Origin of the sequence: Rhodoblastus acidophilus (assembly GCF_900187365.1) — a bacterium.
GTDB lineage: Bacteria > Pseudomonadota > Alphaproteobacteria > Rhizobiales > Beijerinckiaceae > Rhodoblastus > Rhodoblastus acidophilus.
In genome coordinates, this window is the sequence record NZ_FYDG01000011.1 from 1 (window position 1) to 17,325 (window position 17,325).

Annotated in this window: 19 protein-coding genes; 10 read left to right on the forward strand and 9 right to left on the reverse strand. The window is 60.0% G+C overall.

Features of this window, described 5'->3' with window-relative positions; genetic code table 11:
• From CFB24_RS23415 to CFB24_RS16690, 8 genes are all read left to right on the forward strand, one after another.
• Nucleotides 1-279: hypothetical protein (locus CFB24_RS23415; protein ID WP_210190744.1), on the forward strand; the 279-nt coding region annotated here is incomplete at its 5' end.
• A 122-nt stretch (nt 280-401) separates the two neighbouring features.
• Entirely contained in the window at nt 402-827 is a 426-nt protein-coding gene (locus tag CFB24_RS16660; RefSeq protein ID WP_088521777.1) for a phage tail protein, read from the forward strand.
• A 7-nt stretch (nt 828-834) separates the two neighbouring features.
• Nucleotides 835-1,056: a tail protein X gene (locus tag CFB24_RS16665; protein WP_088521778.1), complete on the forward strand. Its 222-nt coding sequence runs from the start codon at nt 835-837 to the stop codon at nt 1,054-1,056.
• The gene (locus tag CFB24_RS16670; protein WP_088521779.1) at nt 1,049-2,092 is read left to right on the forward strand and encodes a phage late control D family protein; all 1,044 of its coding nucleotides are present in this window, start codon (nt 1,049-1,051) and stop codon (nt 2,090-2,092) included. The genes CFB24_RS16665 and CFB24_RS16670 overlap by 8 nt, the downstream gene beginning before the upstream one ends.
• A gap of 50 nt (nt 2,093-2,142) precedes the next feature.
• Nucleotides 2,143-2,922, forward strand: coding sequence for a glycoside hydrolase family 19 protein (locus CFB24_RS16675; RefSeq protein ID WP_088521780.1), 780 nt, complete (start codon nt 2,143-2,145; stop codon nt 2,920-2,922).
• 28 nt (nt 2,923-2,950) lie between these two features.
• Nucleotides 2,951-3,163: a hypothetical protein gene (locus tag CFB24_RS16680; RefSeq protein ID WP_088521781.1), complete on the forward strand. Its 213-nt coding sequence runs from the start codon at nt 2,951-2,953 to the stop codon at nt 3,161-3,163.
• 90 nt (nt 3,164-3,253) lie between these two features.
• Nucleotides 3,254-3,595 (forward strand): hypothetical protein, encoded by a 342-nt coding sequence (locus CFB24_RS16685; protein WP_088521782.1) that lies wholly within the window; start codon nt 3,254-3,256, stop codon nt 3,593-3,595.
• A 287-nt stretch (nt 3,596-3,882) separates the two neighbouring features.
• Nucleotides 3,883-4,713: a DNA adenine methylase gene (locus CFB24_RS16690; RefSeq protein ID WP_244593242.1), complete on the forward strand. Its 831-nt coding sequence runs from the start codon at nt 3,883-3,885 to the stop codon at nt 4,711-4,713.
• 134 nt (nt 4,714-4,847) lie between these two features.
• Here the strand turns inward: CFB24_RS16690 and CFB24_RS16695 are convergent, their stop codons facing one another.
• The 3 genes from CFB24_RS16695 to CFB24_RS23150 form a co-directional block, all read right to left on the reverse strand.
• On the reverse strand, nt 4,848-5,243 hold the full coding sequence (locus tag CFB24_RS16695; protein WP_088521784.1) for a type II toxin-antitoxin system HicB family antitoxin: 396 nt from the start codon (nt 5,241-5,243) through the stop codon (nt 4,848-4,850).
• 29 nt (nt 5,244-5,272) lie between these two features.
• Complete coding sequence (locus CFB24_RS16700) at nt 5,273-5,467, reverse strand: type II toxin-antitoxin system HicA family toxin (protein ID WP_088521785.1); 195 nt, start codon at nt 5,465-5,467, stop codon at nt 5,273-5,275.
• Nucleotides 5,468-5,601: 134 nt separating this feature from the next.
• On the reverse strand, nt 5,602-5,772 hold the full coding sequence (locus CFB24_RS23150) for a hypothetical protein (protein WP_158255248.1): 171 nt from the start codon (nt 5,770-5,772) through the stop codon (nt 5,602-5,604).
• A 215-nt stretch (nt 5,773-5,987) separates the two neighbouring features.
• Here CFB24_RS23150 and mauJ point away from each other — a divergent pair, with 215 nt between their 5' ends.
• On the forward strand, nt 5,988-7,022 hold the full coding sequence (gene mauJ / locus CFB24_RS16705) for a methylamine utilization protein MauJ (protein WP_141098475.1): 1,035 nt from the start codon (nt 5,988-5,990) through the stop codon (nt 7,020-7,022).
• Between the two features lie 474 nt (nt 7,023-7,496).
• Complete coding sequence (locus CFB24_RS16710) at nt 7,497-12,803, forward strand: NACHT domain-containing protein (protein ID WP_088521860.1); 5,307 nt, start codon at nt 7,497-7,499, stop codon at nt 12,801-12,803.
• A 903-nt stretch (nt 12,804-13,706) separates the two neighbouring features.
• Here the strand turns inward: CFB24_RS16710 and arsC are convergent.
• From arsC to CFB24_RS16740, 6 genes are all read right to left on the reverse strand, one after another.
• Nucleotides 13,707-14,141 (reverse strand): arsenate reductase (glutaredoxin), encoded by a 435-nt coding sequence (gene arsC, locus CFB24_RS16715; RefSeq protein ID WP_088521787.1) that lies wholly within the window; start codon nt 14,139-14,141, stop codon nt 13,707-13,709.
• Nucleotides 14,134-15,207: an ACR3 family arsenite efflux transporter gene (arsB, locus tag CFB24_RS16720; protein WP_088521788.1), complete on the reverse strand. Its 1,074-nt coding sequence runs from the start codon at nt 15,205-15,207 to the stop codon at nt 14,134-14,136. Before arsB ends, arsC begins: the two co-directional genes overlap by 8 nt.
• Before the next feature lie 108 nt (nt 15,208-15,315).
• The gene (locus CFB24_RS16725; RefSeq protein WP_088521789.1) at nt 15,316-15,672 is read right to left on the reverse strand and encodes an ArsR/SmtB family transcription factor; all 357 of its coding nucleotides are present in this window, start codon (nt 15,670-15,672) and stop codon (nt 15,316-15,318) included.
• A gap of 48 nt (nt 15,673-15,720) precedes the next feature.
• Nucleotides 15,721-15,957 (reverse strand): thioredoxin family protein, encoded by a 237-nt coding sequence (locus CFB24_RS16730; protein WP_088521790.1) that lies wholly within the window; start codon nt 15,955-15,957, stop codon nt 15,721-15,723.
• A gap of 15 nt (nt 15,958-15,972) precedes the next feature.
• A complete protein-coding gene (locus CFB24_RS16735) occupies nt 15,973-17,025 on the reverse strand; it encodes a permease (RefSeq protein WP_088521791.1) in 1,053 nt (350 codons plus the stop codon).
• Complete coding sequence (locus CFB24_RS16740) at nt 17,022-17,318, reverse strand: ArsR/SmtB family transcription factor (RefSeq protein ID WP_088521861.1); 297 nt, start codon at nt 17,316-17,318, stop codon at nt 17,022-17,024. The genes CFB24_RS16735 and CFB24_RS16740 overlap by 4 nt, the downstream gene beginning before the upstream one ends.
• Nucleotides 17,319-17,325 lie beyond the last annotated feature (7 nt).

The following is a 17,325-nucleotide window of genomic DNA, read 5'->3' on the forward strand; positions in this document are numbered from 1 at the left end:
CTATTCCATCAAGAGCGTCGAGCCGGACGGGCTTGGCCGCATTGTTTGTTCGATCCTCAAGGCCTGAAAATGGGTCTCCCCGGCCTCGCTCTCCTCATCATCGCGACCCAGGCGCTTCGCGCCCGTTTTGGCGCCGATGTCGTCATCAAGATGCAACCGGACGCCCCCGTCGAGATCGCGGCGAAGACGGTCTGCCTGTTCCTGGAGCGAGCCTCCGGTAAGCCGATCGGTGGATTTGGCGAGGGCGGCTCTCGATGCTCTGATCATCAAGGCGCGTAAGGCGCGCGCCGAATTGAGAAAGCTCTCCGCCGTCGCAGCTTCGCCGGGCGCGGGCGAGGCCCCCTCGTTCGGCTCGCTCCACCGCAACTCCTTCACGACAGGTCCGCAGGGGGAATAGGCCCGTGCTCTATCAGCTTGGCGCGCTCACGCTGGACGTGGCGCCATTCAACACGCATGAAGTCGAGCGCGAAGCCGGGTTCGACTTCGCGGCCAAGGACGTCGTCGGCGGCATGAAGCCGCGCGAGCCGATGGGCGAGGCGGATGAAACGATCACGCTGGAATGCAGGCTGTTCCCGCATCGCTTCGGCGGCCTCTCCGGACTGTCGGTGCTGGACGGCATGCGCGCCAGCGGTCAGCCGCAGATCCTCGTGCGTGGCGACGGACTGAATCGTGGCTGGTTTCTGATCGACAAGGTCAAGGAGACCGACGCCTTCCTGACGCGGGAAGGAATCGGACGGCAGATCGACGTGTCGATCAGCCTCACGCGATCCCCCGTCGGCGCCAGCGCCGGATCGATCCTCTCGACGCTGATGTCCTTGTTCCGGTGAGGCAGCCATGGCCACCGAAATCCTGACCTTCAACGGCTCCACGCCGCTCGATCTGCTGCTCTGGCGGCGCTATGGCCGCGACGTCGTCGGGCTGGTCGAACAGACGCTGGTCGCGAATCCACATCTGGCCGGGCTCGGCGTCTGCCCGCCGCGCGGCACGAAAGTGCTCGTGACCGTCCCGGCGGCACAGCAGGAGACCGCGACCAGGACGGTGTCGCTCTATGACTGACGTCTCGCGCGGCGCCTATTATCTCATCTCGATCGATGGCAGGCCGGTCACGGCGAATTTCGCGCCCTACCTGCTGTCGATGACGATCCGCGATACCGAGGGCGGCAAAAGCGACAGCCTCGATCTTGAGATGGATGATCGCAACGGCCAGATCATCCTGCCGCGCACCGGGGCGATGGTCAATGCGGAGATCGGCTGGAAAGGCGGCGGCTGCATCACCTTCGAGGGCAAGACAGACGAGCCGCATAGCCGGGGCTCGCGCGGCGGCGGCATGACGCTGTCGCTGAACGCCAAGAGCGCCGATCCGAAAGGGAAGGGCAAGGAGCCGCAGAGCCGCCACAAGGACAAGGCGAAGTTTGGCGATGTCGCCAAGGAATGGGGCAAGAAGATCGGCTATTCCGTGCAGGTCCATTCCGCGCTGTCGGCGATCTCGCGCGATTATTGGGAGATGGCCAACGAGTCGTTCCACGCCTGGGGCGCGCGCATCGCCCGCGAGATTGGCGCGACGTTCAAGGTGCAGGGCGGCAAGGCGGTGTTTGTGCCGCGCGGCGGCGCCAATGCGGCCTCGGGCGCGGCGCTGGCGACCGTTTACGCCACGCGGCCTGGCAACATTATCAACTGGGACCTCACGCCCTGTTTCAACCGCATGGCCTATCAGCAGTTCTCGGCGCGCTGGTACGACATCAAGAAGGCGCGATGGGTCACGGAGAAGGTCACCAGCGGCGGCGACGCGCTGGCGGACCTTACGCATCGGTTCAAGGCGACCGACAAGGATCACGCCAAGCAGCTCGCCAGTTCGAACAAGGACGAGGCCGACCGCGAGAAGGGCGGCGGAACTGTCATGATCATCGGTGAGCCAGCCGCACGTTCGCAGGCGACATGCGTCGTTTCGGGCGTCCGCGCCGGCATCAATGGGTCGTACCGCATCACCGAGGCGGCGCACACTTACACGCGCGGCGGCGGCTACGACACGGAAATGACGCTCAAGCAGCCAAGCGGCGACGCCGGCTCAGACAGCCGTAAGGCGTCGAGTTAAGCGCCCGCTCCTCAATCAACATCTTCTCCACGACCTGAAAGGACCAGCCGATGGCTGACGTGTCCAAAATTTTGCTCGCCATCGAACCGCACGCGAGGCCGGCGATCATCGCCGGCCTCGCCAATGCCTTTCTCGATTGCATCAACCGCGCCGATCTCGCGACGCAGCTGCGCCAGGGGCATTTTCTCGCCCAATGCGCCCACGAGTCCGACGGCTTCCAGACGACAGTCGAATATGCGTCGGGCCGCGCCTACGAAGGTCGCCGCGATCTCGGCAACGAGGAGCCCGGCGATGGCGTTCGCTACAAGGGGCGCGGCCTGATCCAGCTCACCGGCCGCGCGAACTATCGCAGCTTCGGGGCGATGCTGGGGCTTAACCTCGAAAGCGATCCCGCGCGTGCCGCCACATTCCCAGCTGCCGCGCTCGTCGCCGCCGCATATTGGCGCGCGCGGCGGATCAACGACTACGCCGACCATGACAGTATCGAAGGCGTCACGCGCAAGGTCAATGGCGGCCTGAACGGGCTCGCCAGCCGCAAGGCCTATCTGGCCCGGGCGAAGCACGCGCTCGCCGATCTCAAGGGCGCGCTGACGGCTCGCGCGGCGGAGGAGACGGCGAAAGCCAAAGCGAAAGCCAAGAGCGCTGCGGCTTCCATGACGGCCGGCGCTGCGACGACCGCCGCCGCGCCTGTCGCGCCGGACCATGTGCAGCTCGGCGCGCTGGTCATCTTGGGCCACCTTGGCGACCATCGCCAAGAAGGCGGTGCGGTAACCGCGCCCTTCCTCATCACCGGTTCCTTGCGTCGCTCGCCGGCCGGCGACGCGAGGTGATTCACCGCGCCGGCGCGAAGGAAAAATCATGTCCGCCATCGAAGACCTCGAAACCGCCTATGAAGCGATCCAGAAGGCGGTGTCCGACGCCGTCGCCAAAATCCAGTCGCAGAGCGCCGCGCTCGCCAGCGCCGTCGCTGCGAACGATCCCACGAAGATCGAAAGCATCGCCCAAGAGCTGACCGCGACGGCCGCCACGCTGGAAGCCGCCGTCAACCCGCCGGCGACGGCTGCGAGCTGATCGCGCGGAATCATTATGGCCGGGGCGCGCCGCCCCGGCTTTTCACACTGAACGACCCGGGCGGCGGCTCCTGGGCGAAGGAATTGAGCCATGGCGGATGCGGGCGGCGGCTTGGGGCAGAGCGAGACGGCGATCATTGGAATGGCGACGACGGTGCTCGCGGGATTCCTGGGAAAATTCTGGGACCACCTTTTTGGCGGTCACGCTGCAGCGGAAAAACAGCGAGCCGAAGCACGGAAGCTCCTCGAGGATGCCTTCGATGAAAAGACGCGAGCACTGATCGATAGCTACGGCAAGATGATCGATGATCTGAAAGAGTTCTACGAAAACCGAATCACAGAGCTGCGCGCTGATGTCGACCACTGGCGCGGCGAGACGATCTCGCTCCGCAAAGCACTGGACGCGCTGCGAGCCAGGGCGGCGGGGCAATAAATGGCGACGGCGATCAAAAAGACCGAATAGAAACGCCGGCTTCGAGCGATCGAGAAAGCCTTACGCGCTGGCGCTTGCTCGCCGTGCGTCGAGACGAGCCCGCGCGATCATGGCGCGCTCGTGGAGAAAATTGACTGAATATCCGCCGGCTCCCTCAGAAAGCGGGGGCCGGAAGCCGGACGCGGGCACAGTTTGGCGACCAACCCGCGCAGCGCCACCAAGGATAACGCTCCCCCGCCGCCGTCGACGGCTCGCGCAGGGTGCCAGAATCCTGGTTATAAGAAAACATGCAATCTGAAATGGACCTTGGAGACAGCCAATCTCGGCTACGCGTTGTCAGACCGGCGCGCCCGGCGGCAGGTTATATCGGAGGGAAAAAACAGCTGGCGGAACGGCTATCTCGGTTGATCGATCAGACTCCACATGATCTTTATGCCGAACCTTTCGTTGGGATGGGTGGAGTCTTTTTGCGACGGGTCCGCGCGCCTGATGTCGAGGTAATTAACGATCGCTCTCAGGACGTGGCCAATTTCTTCCGGATCCTGCAACGCCATTACGAGCCTTTCTTTGACATGCTAAAATGGCGGCTCACGTCGAGGGCCGAATTTGATCGGCTGCTGTCACAAGACCCGACGACGCTGACCGATCTTGAACGTGCTGCGCGGTTTCTCTACCTGCAGCGCTTGTCTTTTGGCGGTAAGGTTTCCGGCCGAACCTTCGGCTATTCTCTCACCGGCCCTGCGCGGTTTGATACGACCAAGCTCGGCGTGCTCCTCGAGGCGATCCATGATCGACTTGCGGGTGTGACAATAGAATGCCTCGACTGGCGCGATTTCATCGCGCGGTGGGATCGGCCCGGCGCGCTGTTTTTTTGTGACCCGCCATACTTTGGGACAGAGCGCTATTATGGAGCGGGGCTCTTTTCTCAGGCGAGCCATGCGGAAATGGCCGAGGCCCTTGGCGGCTTGAAAGGCAACTTCATCTTGACGATTAACGACCTGCCGCAGACGCGCGAGATCTATGCTGCTTTTCGGCTCGAAAGCGTCGATTTGACATATCAGGCCGGCGGCGCGGACGAAGCGAAGGCGGTTAAAGAACTTATCGTCTCTGGCCCTTGACGGCAGCATGGGCGGGCAATGCGCCATTGGCCTGCGCCCAGGGAGCGTAACGCCGGCCTGGCGCGCCTATCCCGCGCCCGGGCTGGCTAACCTGACATTGCGCGCCCCGGCCGGCGTGGCGGCCAGGTCGCCGATCAGACGCGAGCCAATTTCTCTCGCGCCGCGCTCGCGATGAAGGCCGAACGTGTAACCCCGCTTCTGCTTGCAGCTTCGTCGATGGCTTCCAGCAATCCGGCGTCCATGGTTAGATTGGCGCGGACGCTCCGGCCGGCGTCAAGGATCAGCGGGACAAGCACGGCCGTTTCGCCCGGGCCTATTTCCCCGCGGGCGAGGACCTCCGCAACCGACGAGGGCGGGGGCACTGGATGGCCCCCGCTTCTTTTATATGCGATGACGTCGCGCAGAGCGGCGGTCGCATCCGCAAGGGCGGTTTCTGGCGTATCGCCAGCGCCGACGCACCCGTCAATGTCGGCGATACGCACTCCCCAAGCGTCTGAGGCACCATCGAGAATGCCGACGTAATAGGCCATTTTGCTCCTCTCCTTGAGCTGTTGGCGGATCAGAACCAACCCGCCGCCTTGGCTATCGAGCGCGCCGTTCCGGGCGTCAGTTCGCGATGGCGGGGAACCGGGATCATGACGCCCGGCCGATCGTTATGAACATAACGATCGTGGCCTCCGCCGCCGACATTGTACCAGCCTTCAGCCTCAAGCCGGGCGATAATTTTGCGGGTGTTGGTTTCTGGCTTCGGCATGTCACGCGCTCGTTTAGTGCATATATATGCACGCGCGTTCAGTTCGCGCCAAGGCGGTCCGTGCAAAATAATGCACAACCCCTGACGGCATGCCTGCGTAGCATTTCGAAAATGTGTCCCCCAGCTTTGGCTCGTTAGGGTTGCCCGCCACTTCTTTTATATGCGATGACGTCGCGCAAAGCGGCGGTCGCATCCGCAAGGGCGGCTTCTGGCGTTTCGCCAGCGCCGACACACCAGTCAATGTCGGCGATACGCACGCCCCAAGTGTCCGAGGCGCCGTCGAGAATGCCGACGTAATAAGCCATTTTGCTCCTCCTTGAGCTGTTTGGCGGGTTAGAGCCAACCCGCCGGGCAAGCCGCCGATGGCGCCTGACTGCGTCACACTGCGATGGCTTTCCGTCGCAGACGTCTCAATGTAAGTGACACATCAATCAAAGGGTGCCGGCCAGCCTCTGCTGGGGCCGAAACGTTGGCCGCGCTCGAGCGTCAGCGACAATTAAAAATAAGCAAGGATACCGCGATGACTGATGGCAACACGCGATTTTTGGGAACAAGCACGACTAATTCGATGCAAATCGATTTGGAAAAACTACGCGCACCCGGCTTGCGCGGCACTCTCTCCATTCTTGCAATTCGGAAGAATGAAACTCGGAATAGCGACGAGCGACGAGACGACCAAACGGTGCGCAGCTTTACAGTATCAGCTCTCCTCGCCACGAGCGCCGCGGCTCCCGGCGACGCTAACGGGAACTTTACGGCTAACGACGGCACCTCATATGTGCTGATTGAGCCGAGCAAAGAGTTTCTCCAGGTCGAATTAGCGGGTTATACATTTCGCGTTTACAAAAACAGCGCCGGCGAATTGTCTATGATCTCTATGAATTTGATGGCACAAAACAATATGGAGGCAAAATTTATATTTATTGATTTAATCGGATCGTTTATAGATTATATATCATACATAAAAAATACGCCAATCCGCATTTCAAAAATACGAATAAAGGACAACAAGAATGACGCTCAATACATAGACATCATATCTCCATTCCGGCCATCATTCTTAATTGACGCTGAAATTGAAGTTTTTAATGAATTACGGCCGATTTATGCTCTATTTAGGGAGGCTAGAAACTCCGATAGCGCCTACTACCAGCTTCTTTGCTACTATAAAATAATGGAAGGCATCAACACCCTAAAATCTAAACAAATTAAACGTGCAAAAAAATTCGGTTTTAAACTGACAGCTTTGGCTGACATAGTACCGAACCACAGAGACCTGAGCCATGAAATTCGCCCTTACATTGGAAAGTCCATCCAGCATTTTAAAGACAATTTTCTCACGCGGCGCTATCGCGACGCAGCAGCGCATTTCACTTTAAGGGAAAACACCGTTCTCCACGTCAGCTCCCCCCAGGAACTTTTGAGCTTTTCCGAAGCAGCATTTGCCTGTGAGCTTTGCGTTCGGCAACTCATCAAAAATTATGAAAACCTCGCCAAGGAGGCGCAAAGATTCACCGCGGCTCTCGGGCAGCCCTTAAAAAGCAGCTTTGTATAGAACTCTAAAACTAGCGAACCATGTTATTCGAAAATCGGGGTCGCTGTAGCGGTACCAGCTAGACCTCAAGAAAAATCATGATTTTCGAAAATATTTTTTGTCCGCCGAGCGGCGCGGGACCGCGTGCGGAGCTAAACTGCCTGATTCTGGAAGTGCCCGCTTCCGCCGATCGCGTCGATACAAGCTGGGCCCTGGCTGATTGCCGGTGCGCAAGGTCTTCGGCACTGAACGGCTCGAAGGAGACCTTCCCCAACACTGGCCGCGGACGACTCGTCTAGACGCGAAGCGGACCTCCGTCCTTTCGTAGTTCGAACTCACTTACGTCTTCCAGTTGCGTGGTAGGTTATGGTTGAAGAATGAGGCTCATGATTCCCTTGCCCGTTTCCATATGGCAGCTAAGGGATTGGCCAGTGCGCGCATACTGCTCGCGTGCTCAAAAAAGAGTTTCCAACCGACATTTCCCGGCGGGACGCCTTGACCGATACACTTGATCCGACTCCAGCCTCCACCGAACTGACCGGCGGTGCAGGTTTCACATACGAAGACACTGTCGTCGCCTATTACCTCGCGAAGCTGCTAAGGCACGAGCGCGCGGCGGGGCGGCATGGAATCGTCATCAGCGTCGCCGTTCAACGGCAAGGTCACGGCCATCCGATGGATGATGTCATCGTCGGGCTCGACGATGCCGGGATGCATAAGTCGCTCGATCTTCAGGTCAAACGCTCCCTTACGATTAGCGGCGCTGACAAGCAATTTAAGGATATCGTCGCGGCCGCCATGAAGACGCAAGCGTCCAACGCCTTCGTTAGAGGTTGGGACGCGAGTGGGTTTGTCGTTGAGCACGTTAGCGATACGACATTCCGATGCCTTTCGCGGTTGATCAGCAAGGCAAATGCGAGTCCTGACGCCAAAGACTTCGAAGAGTACTTTGCGCCAACTGGCACGGCGGGAGCTGATGATAGGAAATTGCGAAAAAGCATGCTGTCCCTTACCGGCGCGGCAAATCTGGATGAGGAAGTCAGTTTCTATCGGAGTTTTGCCGCCCTCCATCTGGCCGGCCTGGAAGACGGCGGGGCGCTACGCGCCGAAATAGTCAATAGCCTACAAGAACTCGTTGCAGATAACGTGGACGGCCAGGATTTCCTTCTTTTTGACCGCCTCTGCCGCATCGCGCGCGCCGGCGCGGCAAACGCAGCAAAATGGACGCGTTTGTCCTTGCTTGCTCAACTGCATGGCTCGGTGCGCCTCAAAGTGGCGCCCAACTTCAGCCACGACATCGATCGGCTGAACGCGGCATCGATCGATGCGCTCAACGACGTTTCCGAAACTGTCGATGATTTTCATGTCGCGCGCGACGGTTTGCAGGCCGAAGTCGCTCAGATGCTCCATAAGCATCGCGTCGTTTCCATCGGCGGCTTGCCGGGATGTGGCAAGTCGGCGGTGCTAAAGCGCTTTGCTGCCAACGCGGCGAAGTCAGGACCGATCTTCTTCCTCAAGAACGACCGGCTGCAAGGAACGAGTTGGACAACATTCGCGACAGCCCTCGGTCTGCGCCACAGCCATGCGCCCGATCTTCTCGCTGAAATCGGCGCTTCAGGTACGCCCATTCTATTCATCGATGGGATCGACCGTATCCGACCAGATCAACAACATATCATCACCGATCTGATCCGCGCCATCGAGTCCGACCCTAGTCTCCAATCCTGGAAAGTTCTCGCCAGCTCGCGCGACCAAGGTCTTGAAGCCTACCGGGCTTGGTTTCCTCGGTCCTTCTATTCCGAAGAGGGAATGGGTAGCGTTTCGGTAAAGGAGTTCTCCGAGGATGAGGCGGAACTCCTTGCCAAATCGAAGCCTCACCTCCGCAGGCTTCTCTGCAGTCCCAGCCCAGCCGTGGAACAGATCGCCCGCCGCCCATTTTTTGCGTCGGTTCTCGCCAAGGCCCTTCCGCAAGAGGCCGAGCCACAAACCGAAGTCGATTTGATCGACGCGTGGTGGCTGCGCGCCGGGCACGATGCGATGCCAGAATCAGTGCCGCAACGTCAGCGCGCGCTCATCGATCTCGCCGAACAGAGCGTACGTAATCTCGGCAATGGCATCTCTGTCCGATACCTCAAGCCGGAGACCGTCGAACATCTGGTCGCGCTTCAGGCCGACCACATTCTACGCATGGAGCGCGGCGGCGCCATAGTGTCCTTTAGCCATGACATATTTTTTGAATGGGCTTTCTTCCGCCTGCTTGTCGATCTGGGTGACCAATGGCCTTCCGCGCTTGCCGCCGCGGGCGAACCACCTTTGCTTGGTCGCGTGGTGGGTCTGCTTGCGCAAGACGCGCTTACGGAGACGGGCCGATGGACAGCCGGCTATGCTATGCTTGAGAATCCCGCTCTTCGCGCCCAATGGCGGCGCGAATGGCTCACAGCCCCGCCTTTTACGAACGCGTTCAAGAACGCCATTGACGAATTCTCGCAACGCGTCGAGGCAAATGACTTTGCGCTTTGTGAAAAATTGCTGGTGTGGTTCCAGGCGCAGCATACCGTGCCAAGTCCCATCATCATGCGAAGCGCCATCAAGATCGAAGGCGTAGACCCTGTTCAAATGGCTGATCTCTTCGGTTGGCCGTCCGACGGAGTGGCATGGGGCCGCCTGATCGACTGGATTATCGAGCGCCAGACGACGCTACCGGCGCGTCTTGTTCCGCAGGCGATCGAAGTCTTTAGCGTGTGGCAGAACGCTCTCGCGGATTTCAAGAACAATCGTTCGAAGTGCATTCTAGCCACATGCAGCTCATGGCTAATTGACCTCGAAGCAGAAATTCACACGGAGACCTATCCGCGAGCACGCGGAAAATGGGATGTGCTCGGCCGCGAAGCGCAAAAGAGTCTTGCGACGGGCTTGCGAAGTCTCATTCTCCGCTCAGCCTGGAGTTATACCGAATTTGCGATCGCTCTTTTTGAGCGAACTACTCGCGACAAACAGAGGTTGCAGTCGGCGTTCGAGGAACTCATGGGCTTCACGCCAATCATGGCAGAAGTAGCGCCGGAGGCCGTTGAAAAGGCCGTTGAGGCGAAAATTATGCACGAGCTGCCGCAGGATGCGTACGATCGCCGTCGTCGCGAAGAAGCGGAACAAGTTGAATTGCGCAAAAAGATCAGGGCGATCCCGGAGGAAAAGCGCACACGCAAGCAAAGCATGACGCTATCGTCACCGCACTTTCCGACAAGCTGTTCTAATTTCAGATGGGATGATATTGGCCTCGAAGACCATAACCACTACTTCCACCCTCCCTCAGCGCTGCACGAACCTTTCGCCAGCCTGCTTGCGAAAAGCCCGAGCGTCGGACTTCGCCTCATCACCAAGCTGACAAACCATGCGACCACCGGCTGGCGTCAAATCCAAGAGTTCCGCCGCCGCGAATGCGGCACGCCGATCCCCGTCGTGCTGGAGTTTCCCTGGGGCCGGCAGCAGTTTTGGGGGGATTGGCATGTATTTGGCTGGGGGCTTGGGATGTTGGGCTCCGAACTGCTCCGGTGCGCCTATCTTTCGCTCGCTTATTGGGCATTCAAAGAGATCGAGAAAGGGCGCTCGACGAGCGACGTGATCAAGCAGATCCTCGAAGGCAGCGAATGTTACGCATCGCTAGGGCTTTGTTTGCGTCTTGCCATCGAGACGTTCGAGGTCTCGGAAATCACGCTACCGATTGTCACGTGCCAACGCCTCTGGGAAGACGATTTTTCGCGATTCGTCCACGAGCCGCACAAAGACATTGATCTATTCGGGCTCGGTTTCCTCACGAAATTGAAAGGCGACAAGGCCACGGCGAAGGCATTTCTTGAAAGCCGAGAATATCGCAAACACGATGTGCGTGTGCTCGCGATGCATTTTGCCATCACCAGTGACACGAGCTTGCGGGATCGCTTCAAGAAGGCGCTTGAGGCGTTTCCCGAGAACCTTCCTTACACCGTCGAAGAAGAACGCGACTCCGCAGCACGAACGACGTATTTGAAGGAGCAAGCGGAGTTCTGGTCCGGTCTTGGCAATATAGAGAACTACCGGCGCTATGAAATGGAAGGCAATCAAATCGCGATCGGCTACGAACCGCCGGAGCCGCCGTCCAACGCGATGCAAGAACGAGCCTCCGAGGCGACGGAGTCGTTGCAACATCAGCGGGCGCTCACTTGGGCCTTCAAATCCTTGAATGAGGGTAAGCCTACCGAGGGTTGGACGTTGGCAAACGCCATTGCCTTCGCCAAAGGGCACGACCACGACGACCTATTCAATGAGCGCGCCGGTGTCGGCCCCCACATGATTCAAAGCGGCGTCTCGGCTATCGCGGCATGCGTTATCCGATTTGGCGAAAGCGATTCACAGGATCGGCCCTGGGCATGGAACGTAATGGAACGCATTCTGAAAATGCGCGAACCCAGCGATTCCTATGGATCGAAAATTCCCTGGCACCCTTCTTTTCACCTCATTTCCGCGTTGTTTCATGACCGTAAGAGCAACGCGCCCCGCTCGGATTCCTCCGCTGGCCTGACCCGACTTGCGAGCCATCCGAACGAGGATGTGCAAATCATGGCTTTCCAGGCTCTCTTTATGGACCCCGACGCGCACGTGAAGTGGGTTGCCGCTCACTTCGCATTCGACCTTGCGCACTACATCGACCTGATCCGGGATGAAGATGCTTTCGAGCGCGACAACACAGCAGATCGAGAGGCGCGAAAAACCGCTCTCACGAAAGCATTGCATGCCCTAGGTGTAAAGGCCGAGAACGGTTTTAAGCTGCTACCGCCTGCGTGGGTAAAGGACTCGGAGCGACTCAGATGCGGAGGGGACTATTGGGGCAACCCCGAGCGCTGCTTCGACGGTCAATATGCGGCCAAGCTCTTCATGCACTTCCCGCTTGAGGAGTGGTGCCGTTCAGACGTTTACCGCCCAAGAATCAAGGCGCTTCTCGTTGATCTGGCGCGCTGGACCGCCGAGCGGTTGATGCCGCCCTGGGACGATGGAAAGACACGCCGAGACAAAGAAACGAATCTTTTCGAATGGAACCGGACCTTGGGCACAATGCTTGCTCGTGCCTTGCCATTTTTCGATCTCCAATGGGTTCGGGAAAATTTCGTTAAACCGTTTTCCGCCAACGAGGAGGAGGCGTTGCGCGTACTCGCGCCATTCGCGGAAAGCATCGTTACCCGTCACGTCCTCGATGCCCAAGACATTCCCGAAAATGCGCTGTCAGTTCTCGACGACTTTGTGCAACGGGTGATCGATGACGAAGCATTTAAGCCAAACGGCTACCGCGCGGGCGAAATTCACGGCTACAATATGGAGAATCTCATCAAGGCGCTTTTGTTTGTAAACGTCGACACGGAATGTCCGGGTGCGGCTCGGTTCGTCAATGGCGATTGGAGTAATGTCGCGATCATTATGCCTCTCGTGACGAAACTCGTTACAGCTGCCGGTTGGTCAACGTTCATTATGATGAATTTTTTGACCTTGTGTGAACGCGCAGCGGCGTTTTATCCTATCGATGCATTTATTGAACAGACCAGCGCAGCTTTAAAATCAATCGAGTATGCAAAAGGAAGTTGGGTGGGAACGTTATTGCCCGCGCGGCTTGCAGCCGTTATTCAACGACTTGCCGAGACAGACTATCCGCTTGAAGTCAATCGCGCACGGGGACTGCTGAACCTCCTCGACGTATTGATTGACATCGGAGACCGGCGCAGCGCAGCTCTCGAACAGGGCGAGGCGTTTCGCCGTGTTCAGGGCTTTGTTGTTTGATTATAGCTATTCTCGGCACGCCTTTTAGGCGTCGATATGTATGGAAATTGGACAAAATGACTCATAGGTTCGATTCCTCCGCGCACGCCACCTCCAATTTCAGCTTCGTTTTCGAAGATCCATTCGAGCGAAATGCGACGACTCGGCGATGTATCCCTGCGTTAAAGGTGTGGCGGCGGCATGAAAAAGCAATTACATTTCAATGACGGATAAAGCAGCTGCACCTTCACCCAAACCTTTGAAATATATAATCGCGTGGCACTTCTGTGGGGGCTCGAACCGTCGATATTCCCCATGCGTTCTCAAGCGATCCACGTGGCCGTAATTTGTTGGGGGATTTGCGGTAAACGCACCTCCGCTACCAACAATTTCAACGGGTCAAGCGGTATACGTAAGCAAGGTTGAGGCTTCGTAACACGCTCCGCACCGCGATCTCGGATCGAATTTCCTGAACGCTTAAAAAAGGCCACGGCCAAGGCGCGTTTCAGCCACTCGACAATTTGCGATCGATTGGAAAGAATCTTGGCATTGATTCTTGACGTGTCGGTGGTGAGACGCCGCCTCTCGAATCATGGAGGTGTCGCATGGGGCTGTTTGCCGAGCTTTCCGCGCAGCACCTGTTTGCTTCAGAAGCCGCCATGCCGAGCCGATGACGCTATCGGTGGTTTCCAGCCCGCTGAGCATGGCCGCCAGACGCGGTTCGCGCAGGACCGGGAACAGGCTGGCGAGGAGCATGCCGCAGCCGCCCCCAAGATGATGCCGATTTGCCGCGCCGGCTGAGGGAGCGTTTGCGAGCGGACCCATCGAGCAGCCGGATCTGCGGCGCGTGCCCGGGGCGCGCCGGCTTGAACAGGACCCGCTCGTCGATCTGGCGAAAGCAGGCCTCATTAAGATTGAGGCGCGTCAGGCGATGCGGTTTCCTTCTGCGTCGATGATCAACTGGCCGTCCTCCTTGGTGAGCGGGCCCGGCGGCAACCGGTCGAGCAAGTCAAGGATTCGTTCGCTCGGCCGGCACAGCCGCACGCCCTTGGCCGTGCAGACGATGGGGCGATTGACCAAAACAGGGTGCGCGATCATGGCGTCGAGCAGGGCCTCGTCCGAAACCTGAGGGTCGAGCAGACCGAGCTCCTGCGCCGGCGATTTCGTCGTTCGCAGCGCCGTGCGCGGGGTCAGGCCGGCGGCGGCGAACAGGCCGAGCAATTGCGGCTTGGTCCAGCCGGTCTTGAGATAGTCGATCACGACAGGCCGATAACCGGCCGCCTCGATGATCGCCAACACGTTGCGCGACGTGCCGCAAGCCGGGTTGTGGTGGATGACGACGTCGGTGACCTCAGGCATGGTCGCCTGCCTGTAGTTCGGCGAGCTTGCGTCGACGAACGGCGGCGCCGGCTTCGTACCAGCCGCGGCTGGCGTTGGCGATCTTGACCACTGTCAGCATGACGGGGACTTCGATCAGCACGCCGACCACGGTGGCGAGGGCGGCGCCGGATTTGAAGCCGAACAGGCTGATGGCGGCGGCGACCGCCAGTTCGAAGAAGTTGCTGGCGCCGATCAAGGCCGAAGGCGCGGCGACGCAATGCGCTTCGCCGGTCATGCGGTTGAGCAGATAGGCGAGACCCGCATTGAAATAGACCTGAATCAGGATCGGGACGGCGAGCAGCAGGATGACCACCGGCTGGGCGATGATCTGCTCGCCCTGGAAGCCGAACAGCAGCACCAGCGTCGTCAGCAGCGCGACCAGCGACAGCGGCTGCAAGCGGGCGAGCAGGGTTTTGAGCGCCGCCTCGCCGCCGGACGCCAGCACCCAACGGCGCAAAAACTGCGCCGCGACGACCGGCGTGACGATGTAGAGAACGACCGAGAGAACCAGCGTGGACCACGGCACGGTCATCGCCGACAGGCCGAGCAGCAGGCCGACGATGGGCGCGAAGGCGAACACCATGACGACATCGTTGAGCGCGACCTGACTCAGCGTGAAATGCGGCTCGCCGTTTGACAGGTTGCTCCAGACGAACACCATGGCCGTGCAGGGCGCGGCGGCGAGCAGGATCAGGCCGGCGATGTAGCTGTCGATCTGGTCGGCGGGCAGCCAGGCGCGGAAAAGCCCGCCGATGAACAGCCAGCCCAGCAGCGCCATCGAGAATGGCTTGACCGCCCAGTTGACGAACAGCGTCACGCCAATGCCGCGCCAATGCTCGGCGACCTGCGCCAGCGCGGAAAAATCGATTTTGACAAGCATCGGCACGATCATCAGCCAGATCAGCGCGGCGACCGGCAGATTGACCTTGGCGATTTCAGCGGCGCCTATGGCGTGGAAGACGCCGGGAAAGTAATGGCCCAGCGCGACGCCCGCGGCGATGCAGAGCGCGACCCACAGGGTCAGATAGCGTTCAAACGTGGACATGACAAAACTCCGGCGAGACCGGTGGAAAACGGTCCGCGTGGGAGGGAGAGGATGAGGATTTCGCGCGAGCGGGCGCTGGCGCAACGGAACAGTGCGTTGCTGATGCCGTCAGTCATCGCGAGGGGCCGGTTCGGGACAGCACGGGATGAGTTCGTCGGTCAGGGGCGCGCAGAGCTCGGCGCGGCCGCCGCAACAATCCTTGAGCAGAAAGAGCACGAGTTGGCGCAGGCGCTCGACGTCGGCGCGATAGATGATCGAACGGCTGCGGCGCTCCCCGGCGACAAGGCTGGCGTTGGCGAGGATCGACAGATGCGCCGATAGCGTGTTCTGCGGCACGCCGATCAGGCGGGCCAGCTCCCCGGCGGGAACGCCATCTGGCTCGCGGCTGACCAGCAGCTTCAAGGTTTGCAGGCGTGTGGCCTGGGCGAGCGCCGAGAGGGCCGCTAATGCGTTTGCTTCATCCATATATCCAGATTATTGGAAGCATGAATGAGAGGCAAGACGGTTTCGACGTCAGGCCGCCAGCCATTTGGCGACATCTTCAGGCTTGGGCAGACCGCCGGCATGCACGACCTTCCCGTCGATCACGAGTCCTGGCGTCGAGGCGACGCCGAACCCGGCGATGACCGCGTAGTCGCTGACTTTTTCAAGGTCGATCGCAATGCCCAGCTTGTGCGCCTCGGCGCGCACCATGTCGGCGGCGGCCTCGCAGCGTTTGCAGCCGGGGCCGAGAACTTTTATCGTTTTCATGGCGGATGGCCTTTCTCAGGAGAACAGGGCGTTGAAGAGATAGCCGACGGCCAGGATGCCGAGCGCGACCACGCCGACGAAAACCGCGATGAGACGCAGGGTCATCACTTTGCGCAGGATGACCATTTCGGGGAATGAAAGCGCGATGACGCTCATCATGAAAGCGAGGGTCGTTCCAAGCGCCGCGCCTTTGCTCAGCAGGGCCTCGACAACTGGAATGATGCCGGCGGCGTTGGAATACATCGGCGCCCCCAGCAGCACCACCGCGGGCACGGACCACCATGCGCCCTTGCCCATGATGGAGGCCAGCAGATCGGTCGGCGCATAGCCGTGGATGAAGGCGCCGACGCCAATGCCGACGAGGATCCAGATCCAGACCCGGCCGACGATGTCGCGCACAGCTTCAAGACCCGCCCCAATGCGGTCGGCGGCGGTCGCATGGTCGGGAATGACGACGTTCTCGCCCGCGCGCACATTGCGCACCCATTCCTCCAGCCAGCCTTCCAGGCGCAAACGCCCGATCACCCAGCCGCAGACGATCGCCAGCGTCATGCCGAAAACCAGATAGACCAGCGCCACCTTCCAGCCGACCAAAGCGAACAGCAGGCCGAGCGCGACCTCGTTCACCATCGGCGCCGCGATCAGGAAGGAAAAGGTCACCCCCAGCGGCAGGCCGGCCGATACGAAGCCGACGAACAGCGGCACGGCGGAGCAGGAGCAGAACGGCGTAAACACGCCGAGCGTCGCCGCAGCGACATTGCCGACCCCCTCGCGCCTGCCCGCGAGCAGGGCGCGGGTGCGCTCCGGCGAAAAGAAGCTGCGCACGATTCCCATGCCGAAGACGACCAGCGTCAGCAGCATCAGCACCTTCGGCGTCTCGAAGACAAGGAAGCGCGCCGCCTCTTCCATGCGACTGTTCAGAGGGAGGGGCAGCCATCCGGCCGCCCAAGCCGAGACACGTTCCAACTGCCAATAAACGGCAAACCAGAGCGCGACGGCGCCGAGCGTCGCGCCCACATAGACGGACGACCGTGATTTGGTCCATGCGTTGGAAAGCTCGGCGCTCATGCCGCCTCCGCTTCGGATCGCGGCATCGCCGCCACGACAGCGTCGACGATGGCGACGGCCTCGGGCGGCAATTTCGGATTGCGCCGGTAGCGGACCCATTGCGCGTCGCGCCGGTCGATCACCAGCCCGGCGACTTTCAGCGCCAACATATGCCGCGACATCCGCGATTGGCTGGCGGGGATTTTCTTCATCAGCTCGCAGACGCAATGCTCGTCGCCGTCCCACAGGAGGCTGATGGCCGCGAGGCGGGTCGGCTCGGCCAGAGCCGACAGGATAGCGACGACGTCTTGCATGCAATAG